The sequence below is a fragment of the Streptomyces sp. NPDC003248 genome (assembly GCF_055563235.1).
On sequence record NZ_JBVHDT010000002.1, the window covers coordinates 199,102 to 214,953 of the forward strand.

Below are 15,852 nucleotides of genomic sequence, written 5' to 3' on the forward strand. Positions count from 1 at the left end.
GTGACCCGCCCGGCTCCCCCGGGAGGTCAGCGTGCCCCGGCCCGTTCCTCCGCCGCCGCCTCACGCTCGGCCATCCTGCGCAACGGTCCCTCCTCGGCGACCAGTTCGGTGTACCTGCCGCGCTGCACGATCCGGCCCGCGTCCAGCACGACCACCTCGTCCACCGCCTCCAGACCGGCCAGCCGATGCGTGATGAGGAGCGTCGTACGGCCCTCGGTGGCGGCCAGCAGATCCGCGGTGAGCGCGTCCGCGGTCGCCAGATCGAGGTGTTCGGCAGGCTCGTCCAGCACTAGGACGGGGAAGTCGGCGAGCAGCGCGCGGGCCAGCGCGAGCCGCTGCCGCTGCCCGCCGGACAGCCGGGCGCCGTGCTCGCCCACGAACGTGTCGAGCCCGTCGGGCAGGCCGTCGGTCCACTCCAGCAGCCGGGCCCGCGCCAGCGCGTCCCTCAGGTCGTCCTCGGTGGCGTCCTTCCTCGCCAGCAGCAGGTTCTCTCGGACGGAGCTGTCGAACAGGTGCGCGTCCTGCGCGCACAGCCCGACCAGCCGACGGACGTCGTCGCCGTTCAGGGCGTACGCGTCGACCCCGCCGAGCGTGTACGCCCCCGCCTCCGCGTCCAGGAACCGCAGCAGCACCTGCGCGAGGGTGGTCTTGCCGGAGCCGGAGGCCCCCACGACGGCGATCCGGCGTCCCCGCTCCAGGGTGAGGCCGACACCGGCGAGCGCTTCCCGGTCCTGCCCGGCGTGCCGGGCGACGAGATCCTTGACGACGAGCGGGAACGGCGACACGGGCGCCTTCCGGGGCCGTTCCGGCTCACGCACCGGCTCGGGCGCGTCCAGGACCTCGACCACCCGCTCCGCGCTGCGGCGCACCCGCTGGCGGAACTGCACGGCTGGCGGCAGCCCGAGCACCGCCTCGAAGGCGGCCAGCGGCGTGAGGACGACGACGGCCGTCGTGACGCCGCCCAGTCGCCCGTCGGCGACGGCCTGGGCGCCGACGAGGGCGGAGGCCGCGACGGTCAGCCCGGAGAGGAGCGCGGTCAGCCCGTCGCCGAGCGCGGTGGCGGTGGCGGCGCGCGAGGCGATCCGGGTGAGCACGGAGTCGGCCGCCCGCACCTCGGCGGCGCGGACGGGCAGGGCGCCGGTGACGGTCAGCTCGGCGGTCCCGGTGAGCAGGTCCGCCGTACGGGTGGCGAGCACGCCCCGGGCAGGGGCGAGCCGGCGCTCCGCCCGGCGCGCCACGGCGCCGGTGATCAGCGGCACGCCCACGCCGGCCGCCAGCAGCCCCGCCGCGAGCACCGCCCCCGCCTCGGGCAGCAACCACGCGGTGAACGCGACGGATCCGGCCGAGACGACGACGGCCGCGCCGGCCGGCAGCAGCCACCGCAGCCAGTAGTCCTGGAGGGCGTCCACATCGGCGACGAGCCGTGTCAGCAGATCGCCGCGGCGGGCGGTGCGCAGTCCGGCGGGCGCCAGCCGTTCCAGCCGCCGGTAGACGGCGACACGGGTCTCGGCGAGCATGCGCAGCACGGCATCGTGCGACACGAGCCGCTCGGCGTAGCGGAACACGGCCCGTCCGATCCCGAAGGCCCTGGTCGCCGTCACGGCCACCATCAGGTACAGCACCGGCGGCTGCTGCGCGGCCCGCGAGATGAGCCACCCGGAGGTGGCCATGAGTCCGACCGCACTGCCCAGGGCCAGACTGCCGAGCAGCAGGGCGAGGGCGAGCCGGCCGCGCCGCGCCCCGGCCATGGCGCGGACCCGGCCGAGGACACCGCCGGCGGCCTGCGGCCGCGTGCGGGGACCGGACCAGGCGGGGGTGTGCGCTTCCGCCGACGGTGCCGGGACGCTCTGGGACGCCTCCTCGACACCTCCGCGTACCTCGGCCCGCCCCGTCACCGCCACCCGGTCCGCCGCTGCCGGCCATAGCGTCCGATCCGCCACCGCGAGCCGCACCACTCGGTCCGCCACCGCCAGCAGCGCCGGACGGTGCACCACCAGGAGCACCGTCCGCCCGGCCGCAAGCCGTCGTACAGCCGCCACGACCTCCGCCTCGGTCTCCCCGTCCAGGGCCGCCGTCGGCTCGTCCAGCAGCAGCACCGGCCGGTCCGCGAGGAACGCCCGGGCCAGTGCCAGCCGCTGCCGCTGCCCGGCGGACAGTCCGGCACCGTCCTCGCCGAGCACCGTCCGGTCCCCGGCGGGCAGCGCGTCGACGAACTCCAGCGCGCCCGCGTCCTGCAACGCCCGCCGGACGGCGGCGTCATCGGCGTCCGGACGCGCCAGCCGGACGTTCTCGGCGATCGTCCCGGCGTAGAGGTGCGGACGCTGCGGCACCCAGGCGATCCGGGACCGCCACTGCTCCAGGTCCAGGTCGCTCAGATCGGCTCCGCCGATCCGGATCCGCCCCTCGGCGGGCCGTACGAAGCCCAGAAGCGCGTTCAGCAGGGTCGACTTGCCCACTCCGCTCGGGCCCACCAACGCGACCGTCTCCCCCGGGCGGACGGTGAAGGTCACCTCGGTGACGGCGTCGGCGGACCGTCCGGGATAGCGGACCGTGACCCCCTCGAAGGCGACCTCGCCCTCCGGTACCGGCCCCGTGCCCGAGGCCGGTACCGGTGTCTCCAGCACGGCGAAGATCTCCTCGGCCGCCGCGAGTCCTTCGGCGGCCGCGTGGTACTGGGCCCCGACCTGCCGCAGCGGCAGATACGCCTCCGGGGCGAGCACGAGAATGACCAGACCGATGTACAGGTCCATCTCGCCGTGGACGAGTCGCATGCCGATCGTCACGGCGACCAGGGCGACGGAGAGCGTGGAGAGCAGTTCCAGAGCGAACGACGAGAGGAACGCGATCCGCAGGGTCCGCATGGTCGCCTGCCGGTACTCGCCGGTGATGCGGCGGATCGACTCCGCCTGCGCCTTGGCCCGGCCGAACACCTTCAGGGTGGGCAGCCCGGCCACGACGTCCAGGAAGTGACCCGACAACCGGGACAGCAGCCGCCACTGACGGTCCATCCGCGACTGTGTGGCCCAGCCGATCAGCGCCATGAACAGCGGGATCAACGGCAGGGTGCCGACGATGATGGCGGCGGAGACCCAGTCCTCGGTCACGATCCGCGCCAGCACGGCCACCGGCACCACCACCGCGAGGCCCAGCTGCGGCAGATACCGCGAGAAGTAGCCGTCGAGGGCGTCCACACCCCGTGTGGCGAGGGCGACCAGCGAACCCGTGCGCTGCCCGCTCAGCCACCCCGGCCCCAGCTCCGCGGCACGCTCGAGCAGCCTCCCGCGCAGCTCCGACTTCACAGCGGCACTCGCGCGGTGCGCGGCAAGTTCGGTGAGCCAGGAGACCAGAGCGCGGCCGATCGCGACGGCCGCCAACAGCAGCAGCGGCGTGCCGAGGTCATCGACGGACAGCCCCCGTTGGAACGCGCCGACGACCACCTCGGCGATGAGCATCGCCTGCGCGATGACCAACATCGCTCCGACGGCACCCAGACCGACGACCGCCACCAGGAAGAGACGGGTGGCCCGTGCGTAGCGGAGCAGACGGGGGTCGATCGGTTTCACGTGAAACACACCCTCTTCTCAAGGGGCATGTTTCACGTGAAACATGCCCCGAATCGAACTCAGTGCGCGGCTTCGGCGAGGTGCTGGGTTCCGATCCGCTTGCGGAACACCCAGTAGGTCCACCCCTGGTAGACCATCACGACAGGCGTGGCGACGGCCGCGCACCAGGTCATGATCTTCAGGGTGTACGGGCTCGACGAGGCGTTGGTCACCGTGAGGCTCCACTCCTCGTTCAGCGTCGACGGCATGACGTTCGGGAAGAGCGTCAGGAACAGCATCGTCACGGCGGCCACGATGGTGACGCCGGACAGCGCGAACGACCACCCTTCACGTCCGGCCTGGTTCATCACGAGCGCCGCGACCAAGGCGACGACCGCCACGACCAGTGCGGCCAGACTCTTGCCGTCACCGTGGTCGGCCTGCGTCCAGAGCAGGAAGACCAGCGCCAGGACGGCGGTCGCCAGGCCGACCTTGAACGCCAGCTTCCGGGCCCGCTCCCGGATGTCACCGACGGTCTTGAGGGCCGTGAAGACCGCCCCGTGGAAGGTGAACAGGGTCAGGGTGACCAGGCCGCCGAGCAGCGCGTACGGGTTGAGCAGGTCCCCCAGGCCGCCGACGTACTCGAAGTTCCGGTCGATCTTCACGCCCCGCACGATGTTGCCGAAGGCCACACCCCACAGGAACGCGGGCAGGAGCGACGTCCAGAAGATCGCGTGCTCCCAGTTGCGCTGCCACCTCTCCTCCGGCCGCTTCACCCGGTACTCGAAGGCGACGCCCCGCACGATCAGGCAGACGAGGACGAGCAGCAGCGGCAGGTAGAAGCCGGAGAAGAGCGTGGCGTACCACTCCGGGAAGGCGGCGAAGGTCGCGCCGCCCGCCGAGAGCAGCCACACCTCGTTGCCGTCCCACACCGGACCGATGGTGTTGATCAGCACCCGCCGCTCGGGCCGGTTGCGGGCGAGCAGCTTGGTGAGGACACCGACCCCGAAGTCGAAGCCCTCCAGGAAGAAGTAGCCGATCCACAGGACGGCGATGAGGACGAACCAGACGTCGTGCAGTTCCATGACTGTGCAGCTCCCTCGGCCTAGTACGAGAAGGCCATCGGCTTGTCGGCGTCACGGGCCTCGCCGCCGATCTTCGTGGGCGGGTTGAGGTCGGCCTCGGTGAGCTCGGGCGGGCCGGCCTTGACGTACTTCACGAGCAGCCTGACCTCGATGACGGCGAGGACTGCGTACAGCAGGGTGAAGGCGATCATCGAGGTGAGGATCTCGGCCTGGGAGACACCGGGGGAGACCGCGTCGCGGGTCTGCATCACGCCGTAGACGACCCAGGGCTGGCGGCCCATCTCGGTGAAGATCCAGCCCCAGGAGTTGGCGATCAGGGGGAAGGCCATCGTCCAGAGCGCCAGGAGCCAGTACAGCCGGGTGAGCCTCGTCCCGAGCGGCTTCTTCAGCAGCACCAGGTGCGGCACTTCGTCGTCCGCGGTCCGCAGCGCGGCCGGCAGCATGAACTTCTTGCGGGTGAGCCACAGGCCCAGCAGTCCGAGGGAGAAGGACGCCATACCGAAGCCGATCATCCAGCGGAAGCCCCAGTAGGCGACGGGGACGATGGGCTTGTAGTCACCGGCGCCGAACTTCTCCTGCAAGGCCTCGTTGGTGTCGTTGATGCCGGGCACGTACGACTCGAAGTCGCTGTGGGCCAGGAAGGACAGCAGGCCGGGTATCTCCAGGGCGACCTTGTTGTGCCCCTTGTCGACGTCCCCGTACGCGAAGACGGAGAAGGGCGCCGGCTCCTCGCCGTCCCAGAGCGCCTCGGCCGCGGCCATCTTCATCGGCTGCTGCTCGTACATGACCTTGCCGAGCGTGTCGCCGCTGACCGCGGTGAGCATCCCGCCGACCGCCAGGGTGACCAGGCCCAGCCGGAGCGACGTGCGCATCTCGGGGATGTGCTTCTTGCGCATCAGGTGGTAGGCGGCGATGCCCACCATGAAGGCGCCGCCTGTCAGGAAGGCCGCCGAGAAGCTGTGGAAGACCTGGTTGAGCGCGGTGTTCTGGGTGAGGACCCGCCAGAAGTCGGTGAGCTCGGCGCGGCCCTTCGCCTCGTTGATCCGGTAGCCCACGGGGTGCTGCATCCACGAGTTGGCCGCGAGGATGAAGTACGCCGACAGCAGCGTGCCGATCGAGACCATCCAGATGCAGGCCAGGTGGATCTTCTTGGGCAGCTTGTCCCAGCCGAAGATCCACAGGCCGATGAAGGTGGACTCGAAGAAGAAGGCGATCAGGGCCTCGAAGGCCAGCGGAGCGCCGAAGACGTCACCGACGAAGCGCGAGTAGTCCGACCAGTTCATGCCGAACTGGAACTCCTGCACGATGCCGGTGACCACGCCCATCGCGATGTTGATCAGGAACAGCTTGCCCCAGAACTTCGTCGCCCTGAGGTACTTCTCCTTCTCCGTGCGCACCCACGCCGTCTGCAGGCCGGCCGTCAGAGCGGCCAGCGAGATCGTCAGGGGGACGAACAGGAAGTGGTAGACGGTCGTGATGCCGAACTGCCAGCGCGCCAGAGTCTCCGGCGCCAAAGCCAGGTCCACGTCGCCGCTCCTTACCTCATACGCTTGTGAAAGCGTTCACATTCACAAGCAATTATGACGCATACCCGTTCGAAGCCCGGCGGGCGGGGGTCCCTTAAGCGCGGAGACCGTTCTGACCTGCAAAAACAAGGCGGAAGGGCACCGTGGACAGACATACGGAAGGGCGTCTCGGTTCCACGTGAAACCGAGACGCCCGCGACAGCGATCCGCACACTCAGGTGGTCCCCCTCCAGAGGGGTCGCCACCCGCGCGGAGCCGCCCTACAGCTCCTTGCGGAACCCGTCCGTCACCTTGAGGAGGATGTCGTTGGCCTCCGTCTCCCCGACGGTCACCCGCACGCCCTCTCCGGGGAACGCCCGGACCACGACACCGGCCTGCTCACACGCCGCCGCGAAGGCGGTCGTCCGCTCACCGAGCCGCAGCCACACGAAGTTCGCCTGCGTCTCCGGCACCGTCCAGCCCTGCTCGCGGAGCCCCTTGACCACCCGCTGGCGCTCACAGACCAGGGAGCCGACCCGGCCGAACAGCTCGTCCTCGGCCCGCAGCGAGGCGATCGCCGCTTCCTGCGCGAGCTGGCTCACCCCGAAGGGCACCGCCGTCTTGCGCAGCGCCGCCGCCACCGGCTCGTGGGCGATCGCGAAACCGACGCGCAGCCCGGCGAGGCCGTAGGCCTTGGAGAAGGTGCGCAGCACGCAGACGTTCGGCCGCTGCCGGTACAGCTCCACACCGTCCGGTACCTCGGGATCGCGGATGAACTCGCGATAGGCCTCGTCCAGCACGACCAGCACATCACCGGGCACCCGGTCGAGGAACCGCTCCAGCTCCGCCCGCTTCACGACGGTGCCCGTGGGGTTGTTGGGATTGCAGACGAAGATCAGCCGGGTCCGCTCGGTGATCGCGTCAGCCATCGCGTCCAGATCGTGCACATCCCCCGGCGTCAGCGGTACCTGCACCGAGGCCGCACCGCTGATCTGGGCGATGATCGGGTACGCCTCGAACGATCGCCAGGCGTACATGATCTCGTCGCCCGGACCCGCGGTCGCCTGCACCAGCTGCTGGGCGACCCCGACCGAACCGGTGCCGGTCGACAGATGGGAGACAGGCACGCCGAACCGCTCGGCCAGCTCGTTCACCAGGCCGGTGCAGGCCATGTCCGGATAGCGGTTGAAGGACGCGGCGGCCGCCGTGACCGTCTCCATCACTCCGGGCAGCGGCGGATAGGGGTTCTCGTTGGAGGACAGCTTGTAGGCCACGGGACCGCCCGCCGCGGCCGGCTTGCCCGGCTTGTAGGTGGGGATCCCCTCCAGCTCGGCGCGCAGCTTGGGGCTTGTCTCGCTCACCGCAGTCCTCCTCGTGACCACCACCGCGTTCAATACTGCTCACCTTAAGAGGGTTCGGCGCGGGTGCGAACAGCTGTGGCCGAGCACTCGGGCACGGCATCCCGCCTGCCCCTCCGGTCCCGGCCCCGCCCCGTCCCGGCGCGCCGCATCAGTGGCATCACCGCACCAAGGCGTACGAAACGGGGGCGCGCCCCACATATATCTACGCGCCGGTAGCTCGCTCCGTGGCGCGCGTCCCTCGTGCAGGTGAGTTGAGACCTCTTCGAGACATCGATGCGTTGGCAGGCTCATCCCTGCCCACACCCCACGTCCTGGCATAGGACCCTTGAAATGACTTGCTTTCAAAGGCGTTTGACCACTAACGGCCATGCAGAAACGTGCCTGTCAACGCGTGCATATGCGTCCGCCCTACCCCACCGGATGAGCCCTACTATCGGCTCGCCATGACAGCAGCAGGGAAGCACCAGGTGAGCCGCGCGGAAACATCACGCCGAGGCGGTCGGCCGGGCCGAGCGGGCATCAGGGACGTGGCCGCCGCCGCCGGAGTCTCCATCACGACCGTCTCCGATGCCCTCAACGGCAAGGGCAGGCTCCCCGATGCCACCCGACGCCATGTCCGTGAGGTCGCCGACCGACTGGGCTACCGGCCCTCGGCCGCGGCCCGAACCCTCCGTACCGGCAAGTCCGGCCTCATCGGCCTGACCGTGACCACGTACGGGGATGAACCTTTCACCTTCACCGAGTTCGCGTACTTCGCCGAGATGGCGCGTGCCGCGACCTCCGCGGCCCTGGCCCGCGGCTACGCGCTCGTCATCCTGCCCGCGACCTCCCGCCACGACGTGTGGTCGAACGTCGCCCTGGACGGCACGGTCGTCATCGACCCGTCCGACGAGGATCCCGTGGTCAGCGAGCTGGTCCGGCAAGGTTTACCCGTCGTCTCCGACGGCCGGCCGGCCGGCGCTCTCCCGGTCACCGCCTGGGTCGACAACGACCACGAGGCCGCCGTCCTCGACATCCTCGACCACCTCGCCGACGCCGGCGCCCGCCGCATCGGCCTGCTCACCGGCACCACCACCGACACGTACACCCACCTGTCGACCAGCGCCTACCTGCACTGGTGCGAACGGGTCGGCCAGGACCCCGTCTACGAGGCCTACCCCGCCCACGACCCGTGCGCGGGCGCCGTCGCCGCCGACCGGCTGCTGGCGCGCCCCGACCGCCCCGACGCCGTCTACGGCCTGTTCGACCCCAACGGCACCGACCTGCTCGCCGCCGCCCGCCGCTACGGGCTGCGCGTCCCGGAGGACCTGCTGCTGGTGTGCTGCAGCGAGTCCACCGTGTACGCCAGCACCGAGCCCCCCATCACCACGCTCTCCCTGAAACCGCGCCGCATCGGTACGGCCGTGGTGCAGCTCCTCATCGACGCCATCGAGGGCGTCGAAGCGGACCAGCCCGTCGAGCAGGTGATACCGACCGAACTGATCGTGCGTACCTCGTCCCAGCGACGCACACAGCGGACGACGGTCAGTCCACCGAGGGCGCCCGAGGAGACGTAGGGCCCCGCGGGCACGTCCCCCGCGGGGCCGCCGCCCCCCGGGGCCGGCCGGGGTACGGGACGCGTGTCAAGCCCCGGTGGGGCGGCGTCCGGTGCGGGCCCGGCGAGACCGGCGTCCGGTCGGGCCCCTGGGACCGGCGTCCGGGCCGGAAACGCGTACGGCGGCCCGCCACTGCGGGCGCCGGACGCCCGCGGCATCGGCGACAGGAGGCTCGCGAGACCGCGGCAGCGGCCACGGGCACCGGCGACGGGAACCAGGACACGAGCGACGACCGGGCGCGGATTCGGCCTCGGGGAGCCTTCGTACGTACCCTGGACTCCGATCGTGACGTCAGAGGTGCGTGGGGCGAGGGTGTGGGCACGGTGTGCGCCGGGTGCACACCGACTGCCGAAGCCCGCCCCAATCGGGGCGAAAGCCGCGGTGAACCGGAGCCTTGCTCCGATTCACCACCCCTGGGTCATCACACGGCACGATCCGCATTCCTATGATGGGCCCACGGCACCGCGGGCCGTTGGGACCAGGCAGTCCGAGGCGGTGCAGATGCGGCGCGATGGTGGAGGGGTCTGATGACTCAGGGGGCCGGTCAGGGACCCGAGGTGGAGCGGACGGCGACGTTGCGCGACTTCCGGGTGCCCGCGTACGTCCACGAGACCGGTCCGTACGCCCACAGCAGCCATCCCGGGAATGCCGCGCCGCCCATCGAGGAGCCGCTGGAGCACCCCGAGGGCTACACGCCCACCCAGCGCGATCTGCCCGTCATCAACCGGGGCGACACCGTCCAGGTGACCGTGGACCCCGCCACCGTCCAGGCCCCACTGCCCGCGAACGGCCCCGGTCCGCTGTTCGTCGTCGGTGACGTGCACGGCTACATCGACGAGCTGGTCGCCGCCCTGCAGGAGAAAGGCCTGATCGACGCGGCAGGCAACTGGTGCGCGGGCACCGCCCGGCTGTGGTTCCTCGGCGACTTCACCGACCGCGGTCCGGACGGCATCGGCGTCATCGACCTCGTGATGCGGCTGTCCGCCGAGGCCGCCGCGGCCGGCGGCTACTGCAAGGCCCTCATGGGCAACCACGAGCTCCTCCTCATCGGCGCCAAGCGCTTCGGCGACACCCCGGTCAACTCCGGCGCGGGCACCGCCACCTTCCAGGCGGCCTGGCTGCTCAACGGCGGCCAGAAGTCCGACATGGACCGCCTCCAGGACCACCATCTGCAGTGGATGGCCCGCCTCGACGCCGTCGAGGAGGTCGACGGCCACCTGCTCGTCCACTCCGACACCACCGCCTATCTCGACTACGGCGACTCGATCGAGGCGGTCAACGACACCGTCCGCGAGACGCTCACCCGCAACGACGCGGACGAAGTGTGGGATCTGTTCCGCAAGTTCACCAAGCGCTTCTCCTTCCGCGACGAGGGCGGCGCCGACGCCGTCCGCTCCCTGCTGGATACGTACGGCGGCACCCGTATCGTTCACGGCCACAGCCCGATTCCGTACCTGACGGGCGAGGTCGGTTCCGAGGACGACGACGACGCGTCCGGCCCGGTGGTCGAAGGACCGCACGTCTACGCGGACGGACTGGCCATCGCGATGGACGGCGGCGTGACGATGGCCGGAAAGCTGCTGGTCCAGCAACTGCCGCTCACCGACTGACCGTTCACGCACCCGCCGTCCCCCGCGTCGGACGCGTCCGGCGACCCCGCAGGCCAGGGGCCAATTTCCGCGAACCCCCTGTCACCCCGGGCCGTCGCCGCTCTACCATCGGCTTATCCGTAGCAGGCTCCCCTCCGTTTCTGCCCGACGGCTCGTTGGCATGCGAGCCCCAAGCCCTACGGAGCATCGGGGGATGCACATGAACAGCGTTCCGCAGCACCTGCACAGCGAGGACCGCCAGGAGTACGAGCGGGTCCTCGACGAGGCGCTGCGCTCCGCACCACACCACCCGGAACTGACCGCTGTCGGACAGCGGCTCAACGCCGAACAACTGCGCACCATGGCGCTCAACGCCACCGCTCTCATCACGGCGGCCGCGGCGACCGAATACCAGTACTACGTGAAGGTCCGTGAGGAACTGCGGCGTCCGACGCCGTCCACCTCGTCCTCACCCACCCAGGAGTCCGGCCACGGCGAGCCGGACGTGGGCGGGATGGGGCTCGCCGCCACCATGGGCGACGCGGCCCAGGCCGCCGAGGGCGCCGGGGCGGGCGCCGTGGCCATCGCCGCCGTCCTCACCCCCGTCCTCGCCGGCACCGCCGCGGTGATCTTCCTGCTCGTCGGTTACGTCCTCAAGATGCTCGACCCCGGGCAGTCGTTCGCCCAGGCCATGCTCACCACCGGTTGGGCCTTCGGAGCCATCGCCGCGGCCGCGATCCTCGTCGCCACCGTGGGACTCCTCCTCACGGCCCTGCGCAACCGGCCGACACTGGAGGCCGGTCCGTACGCCGAACTGAGCGAGGAGGTGACCCGCGCCAGGGAAGCCTGGCGAGAAGCCCTGCTGGAACGGGGCATAATGCCGTTCCTGCGCGAGGCCCTCGTCAACCCGGGCACGGCCGCCGCACTGCACAGCGACCCGGCCCCACAGGCGCCCCCCGGCCGTCTGCCGAAGATCGGCTACGACCGTCCGGGCTTCAGCAGCCCGGACGACGGGCGCTCGACCGGCTCCCGCCCGAGCTACACCAGCCCGGACTACACCAGCCCGGACTTCGGAGGGCCCGAACACCAGCCGGAATAGGCCCACGGCTTGCGCCCCCACCCAAGGGGACGCAAGCCGTACACCCGGCTGGGTACGGTCCGGCCCGAGCCCGGCTCGCCCCCTCACCTCAAGGAGCGTCTCGCGCCACCGGCACACCTACGGCCTCCGCCGACACAGGCCGAGCCGCGGGCCGAGCCGTGGACCTGACCGCGAGGCGGCCTCGCGCCGCCCCGGACCGCTGAGGATTCGATGTCAGTCCGCGAGCGGCAGATAGACACGATTGCCCGCCGCCGCGAACTCCTGCGACTTCTGCGCCATCCCTTCCTCGATCTCCGCACGTGAGCCTCCATGTTCACGGCGAATGTCCTGGGAGATCTTCATCGAGCAGAACTTCGGCCCGCACATCGAGCAGAAGTGAGCGGTCTTGGCCGGTTCGGCCGGCAGGGTCTCGTCGTGGAACTCACGGGCCGTGTCCGGGTCGAGGGCCAGATTGAACTGGTCCTCCCAGCGGAACTCGAAGCGGGCGTCGGACAGCGCGTCGTCCCACTCCTGCGCACCGGGGTGCCCCTTGGCGAGGTCGGCCGCATGGGCTGCGATCTTGTACGTGATGACGCCGGTCTTGACGTCGTCACGGTTGGGCAGGCCCAGGTGCTCCTTCGGCGTGACGTAACAGAGCATGGCCGTGCCCCACCAGGCGATCATCGCGGCACCGATACCGGAGGTGATGTGGTCGTACGCCGGCGCGACGTCCGTCGTCAGCGGGCCGAGCGTATAGAACGGAGCTTCATCACAGATCTCCTGCTGAAGGTCGATGTTCTCCTTGATCTTGTGCATCGGGACATGTCCCGGGCCCTCGATCATCGTCTGCACATGGAAACGCTTCGCGATCCGGTTGAGTTCCCCCAGAGTGCGCAGTTCGGCGAACTGTGCCTCGTCATTGGCGTCGGCGATCGAACCGGGCCTGAGACCGTCTCCTAGCGAGTACGTGACGTCGTAGGCGGCGAGGATCTCGCAGAGCTCCTCGAAGTGCTCGTAGAGGAACGATTCCTTGTGGTGGGCCAGGCACCACGCCGCCATGATCGAGCCGCCGCGCGAGACGATGCCGGTCTTGCGGTTCGCGGTCAGCGGGACGTACGGCAGCCGGACGCCCGCGTGGACGGTCATGTAGTCCACGCCCTGCTCGGCCTGCTCGATGACGGTGTCCTTGTAGATCTCCCAGGTCAGTTCCTCGGCCCTGCCGTCGACCTTCTCCAGTGCCTGGTACAGCGGCACCGTGCCGATGGGAACGGGGGAGTTGCGCAGCACCCACTCACGGGTGGTGTGGATGTTGCGACCGGTGGACAGGTCCATGACCGTGTCCGCGCCCCAGCGGGTCGCCCAGGTCATCTTCTCGACCTCCTCCTCGATGGAGGACGTCACCGCCGAGTTGCCGATGTTGGCGTTGACCTTCACCAGGAACCGCTTGCCGATGATCATCGGCTCGATCTCCGGGTGGTTGACGTTCGCGGGCAGGACCGCACGGCCCGCCGCGATCTCCTCGCGCACCACCTCGGGTGCCACGTTCTCCCGGAGGGCCACGTACTCCATCTCGGGTGTGATCTCGCCTCGGCGCGCATACGCGAGCTGGGTGACCGCCTTGCCGTCCCGGCCACGGCGCGGCAGTCGGGGCCGTCCGGGGAAGACCGCGTCCAGGTTCCGCAGACCGCCGCGCGGCGAGGTGTGCTTGATGCCGTCGTCCTCGGGACGGACGGGGCGGCCCGCGTACTCCTCGGTGTCCCCGCGGGCGATGATCCAGTTCTCCCGCAGCGGCGGCAGGCCCCTGCGGACGTCGGTCTCGACGAGCGGATCGGTGTACGGGCCGGACGTGTCGTACAGCGTGACCGACTGCCCGTTGGTGAGATGCACCTGACGGACCGGCACCCGCAGGTCGGGGCGCGCGCCCTCGACATACGCCTTGTGCCAGCCGATGGACTTCCCGGCCTCCCCGTTGGCAGAGATCTCGGCAGAGATCTGCGTGGAGGCAGGCGTGCGTGCGTCCTTGATGGTCATGAGACCTACTCCCTACGCCGGCATTACCCGGTAACAGGTTCAGCGGTCGACGCAGCGGCTACCGTCCGCCGACGTTCCATGTGAAACATCACTCGGTTCCAGTGACGTTCCACGTGAAACATCGCGAAGACGGAGGTCAGCGCCCTCTCAGCCCGGTGCTCCGAGCTCCCGCGTGTGCAAAGGTTGCCCCCACGCTAGCGGCAATTCGGGCGCGGTGAACAGGGGGCCCCTGTCGTTCTTGCGATGATCGGTCGGTGACCACGACACACCACCCCCCGTATCCACCACCCGAACCGCCTCGCGGACCGGGTGCCGGAGACGGTCCTGATTCCGGTCCTGGGCCAGGGCCGCGTCCAGGGCCACGCCCTCACCCAGCTTCAGGTCCGGGCGCCGGTCACGGTCCTGGAACCGTTCCTGAAGCCAGTCCCCATGCCCAGGGCGGGCGCGCCCCGGTGTCCGGGTACGGAGAGGGCCGCTCCGGCTTCGGTGGCGGCCACGGACCGGTCGGTCCCCGCAACGGCGGGCACGGACCGGGCAGCTCCCACAACGGCGGGCACGGCCATGGGCATGGCCCGGGTGACGAACTCGGCGGTGGACACGGCGGCGGTCCGGGCGGCGGGCATGGCCCCGGTCCTGGTGGCGGAGGACACGGCCAGGGCTCCGGTGGAGGGCACGGGCACTCGCACAGCCACGGCCCGGCCGCCCCCGTCTCCCAGCATCTGCGCAAGGTCATCGCGGCCGTTCTCATCCCGTTTGCCGTGGCCGTGCTCGCCGGCCTTGTCGTGCTGTGGCCCGGCGGTGCTCCGCCGCACGAGCGCACCGGGGTGGGTTTCGACCGGCAGACGCAGCACGCGACGGTCACCAAGGTGGTGAGCGTCAGCTGCTCGTCGGTGAACGCCTCGGGCGCCACCGCGACCGGCGACACCTCGACGGCCGAGGGTTCCTCCGCGGAGCAGCAGGAGAACGGCACCTGCAAGCGGGCGACGATCCGGGTGGACACCGGCGACGACAAGGGCCGTACGTTCACGGAGATCGTGCAGCCGGACCAGTCACGGCAACTGCACGAGGGCCAGAAGGTCGTGGTCGCCTACGAGCCCTCCGCGCCGAAGGACCTGCAGTACTCGGTCACCGACGTGAACCGCCGTGTCCCGTTGGCGGTGCTCGCCGCCATCTTCGCCGTCGCCGTCGTCCTCGTCGGGCGGCTGCGGGGCGTGATGGCACTGGTGGCACTGGCCATCAGTTTCCTGATCCTGAACTTCTTCATCCTGCCCGCGATCCTTCAAGGCTCGAACCCGCTGGTCGTGGCGGTCGTGGGAGCGAGCGCGATCATGCTGATCGCGCTCTACCTGTGTCACGGACTCTCGGCCCGCACCTCGGTCGCGGTGCTCGGGACACTCGTCTCGCTGCTGCTGATCGGTTTCCTGGGCTCGTGGTTCATCGACTGGGCCGCCCTGACCGGCAACACGGACGACAACACCGGTCTGATCCACGGGCTGTATCCGTCGATCGACATGAGCGGTCTGCTGCTCGCCGGCATCATCATCGGTTCGCTCGGTGTCCTGGACGATGTGACGGTCACCCAGACCTCGGCTGTCTGGGAGCTGCACGAGGCCAACCCCTCGATGGGCTGGCGCGGGTTGTACCGGGCCGCCATCCGGATCGGCCGTGACCACATCGCGTCGGTGGTCAACACGCTCGTCCTCGCCTACGCCGGTGCCGCGCTGCCTCTGCTGCTGCTCTTCTCGATCGCCCAGAGCAGCGTCGGCACGGTCGCCAACAGCGAACTGGTCGCCGAGGAGATCGTGCGCACGCTGGTGGGCTCGATCGGTCTGGTCGCGTCGGTGCCGGTGACCACGGCCCTCGCGGCCCTGGTGGTGTCGGCCGACCGTCCCGGGCCCGGGACGGCCACCGAGGCGGCTCCAGGGGTGGCACCGGGAGTGGCGGCGGACCCGGCGTCGGCCGGTGCGACGGGTGCCGCTCCTCAGGTCCCCCGCGGTGGCAGGGGGAGACGTCGCAAGCGCTGAGGCGACCAGTGGTCCGAGCCGGCAACGGCGACCGGCTCGGAC

At 70.4% G+C, this 15,852-nt stretch carries 9 protein-coding genes; 4 read left to right on the forward strand and 5 right to left on the reverse strand.

Going from position 1 to position 15,852, the window contains the following annotated elements; genetic code table 11:
* Positions 1–26: 26 nt before the first annotated feature.
* The 4 genes from cydD to hisC all read right to left on the reverse strand — a co-directional run bounded on the left by cydD (position 27) and on the right by hisC (position 7,493).
* Complete coding sequence (gene cydD / locus ACZ3KJ_RS06245) at positions 27–3,563, reverse strand: thiol reductant ABC exporter subunit CydD (RefSeq protein WP_467525038.1); 3,537 nt, start codon at positions 3,561–3,563, stop codon at positions 27–29.
* A 59-nt stretch (positions 3,564–3,622) separates the two neighbouring features.
* Entirely contained in the window at positions 3,623–4,627 is a 1,005-nt protein-coding gene (cydB, locus tag ACZ3KJ_RS06250; protein ID WP_467525040.1) for a cytochrome d ubiquinol oxidase subunit II, read from the reverse strand.
* Positions 4,628–4,647: 20 nt separating this feature from the next.
* On the reverse strand, positions 4,648–6,153 hold the full coding sequence (locus ACZ3KJ_RS06255; protein ID WP_467525042.1) for a cytochrome ubiquinol oxidase subunit I: 1,506 nt from the start codon (positions 6,151–6,153) through the stop codon (positions 4,648–4,650).
* Positions 6,154–6,413: 260 nt separating this feature from the next.
* Positions 6,414–7,493: a histidinol-phosphate transaminase gene (gene hisC, locus ACZ3KJ_RS06260; protein ID WP_467525044.1), complete on the reverse strand. Its 1,080-nt coding sequence runs from the start codon at positions 7,491–7,493 to the stop codon at positions 6,414–6,416.
* Positions 7,494–7,936: 443 nt separating this feature from the next.
* Between hisC and ACZ3KJ_RS06265 the strand changes: the two genes are divergently transcribed.
* The 3 genes from ACZ3KJ_RS06265 (at position 7,937) to ACZ3KJ_RS06275 (ending at position 11,776) form a co-directional block, all read left to right on the forward strand.
* Positions 7,937–9,049, forward strand: coding sequence for a LacI family DNA-binding transcriptional regulator (locus ACZ3KJ_RS06265; RefSeq protein WP_467525045.1), 1,113 nt, complete (start codon positions 7,937–7,939; stop codon positions 9,047–9,049).
* Positions 9,050–9,615: 566 nt separating this feature from the next.
* Positions 9,616–10,698 (forward strand): metallophosphoesterase, encoded by a 1,083-nt coding sequence (locus ACZ3KJ_RS06270; RefSeq protein ID WP_467525047.1) that lies wholly within the window; start codon positions 9,616–9,618, stop codon positions 10,696–10,698.
* 193 nt (positions 10,699–10,891) lie between these two features.
* Positions 10,892–11,776, forward strand: a complete 885-nt coding sequence (locus tag ACZ3KJ_RS06275; protein ID WP_467525049.1) for a hypothetical protein — start codon at positions 10,892–10,894, stop codon at positions 11,774–11,776.
* Between the two features lie 213 nt (positions 11,777–11,989).
* Here ACZ3KJ_RS06275 and thiC read toward each other — a convergent pair whose 3' ends face one another.
* Complete coding sequence (thiC, locus tag ACZ3KJ_RS06280) at positions 11,990–13,786, reverse strand: phosphomethylpyrimidine synthase ThiC (RefSeq protein ID WP_467525050.1); 1,797 nt, start codon at positions 13,784–13,786, stop codon at positions 11,990–11,992.
* A gap of 254 nt (positions 13,787–14,040) precedes the next feature.
* Between thiC and ACZ3KJ_RS06285 the strand changes: the two genes are divergently transcribed.
* Entirely contained in the window at positions 14,041–15,810 is a 1,770-nt protein-coding gene (locus ACZ3KJ_RS06285; RefSeq protein ID WP_467525051.1) for a YibE/F family protein, read from the forward strand.
* Positions 15,811–15,852 lie beyond the last annotated feature (42 nt).

What these genes read in the sequence shown, in the direction of transcription:
- cydB (WP_467525040.1), bottom strand. Translation starts at nt 4,627, where the DNA reads ATGGAACTGCACGACGTCTGGTTCGTCCTCATCGCCGTCCTGTGGATC.
- ACZ3KJ_RS06265 (WP_467525045.1), top strand. Translation starts at nt 7,937, where the DNA reads ATGACAGCAGCAGGGAAGCACCAGGTGAGCCGCGCGGAAACATCACGC.
- ACZ3KJ_RS06270 (WP_467525047.1), top strand. Translation starts at nt 9,616, where the DNA reads ATGACTCAGGGGGCCGGTCAGGGACCCGAGGTGGAGCGGACGGCGACG.
- ACZ3KJ_RS06275 (WP_467525049.1), top strand. Translation starts at nt 10,892, where the DNA reads ATGCACATGAACAGCGTTCCGCAGCACCTGCACAGCGAGGACCGCCAG.
- thiC (WP_467525050.1), bottom strand. Translation starts at nt 13,786, where the DNA reads ATGACCATCAAGGACGCACGCACGCCTGCCTCCACGCAGATCTCTGCC.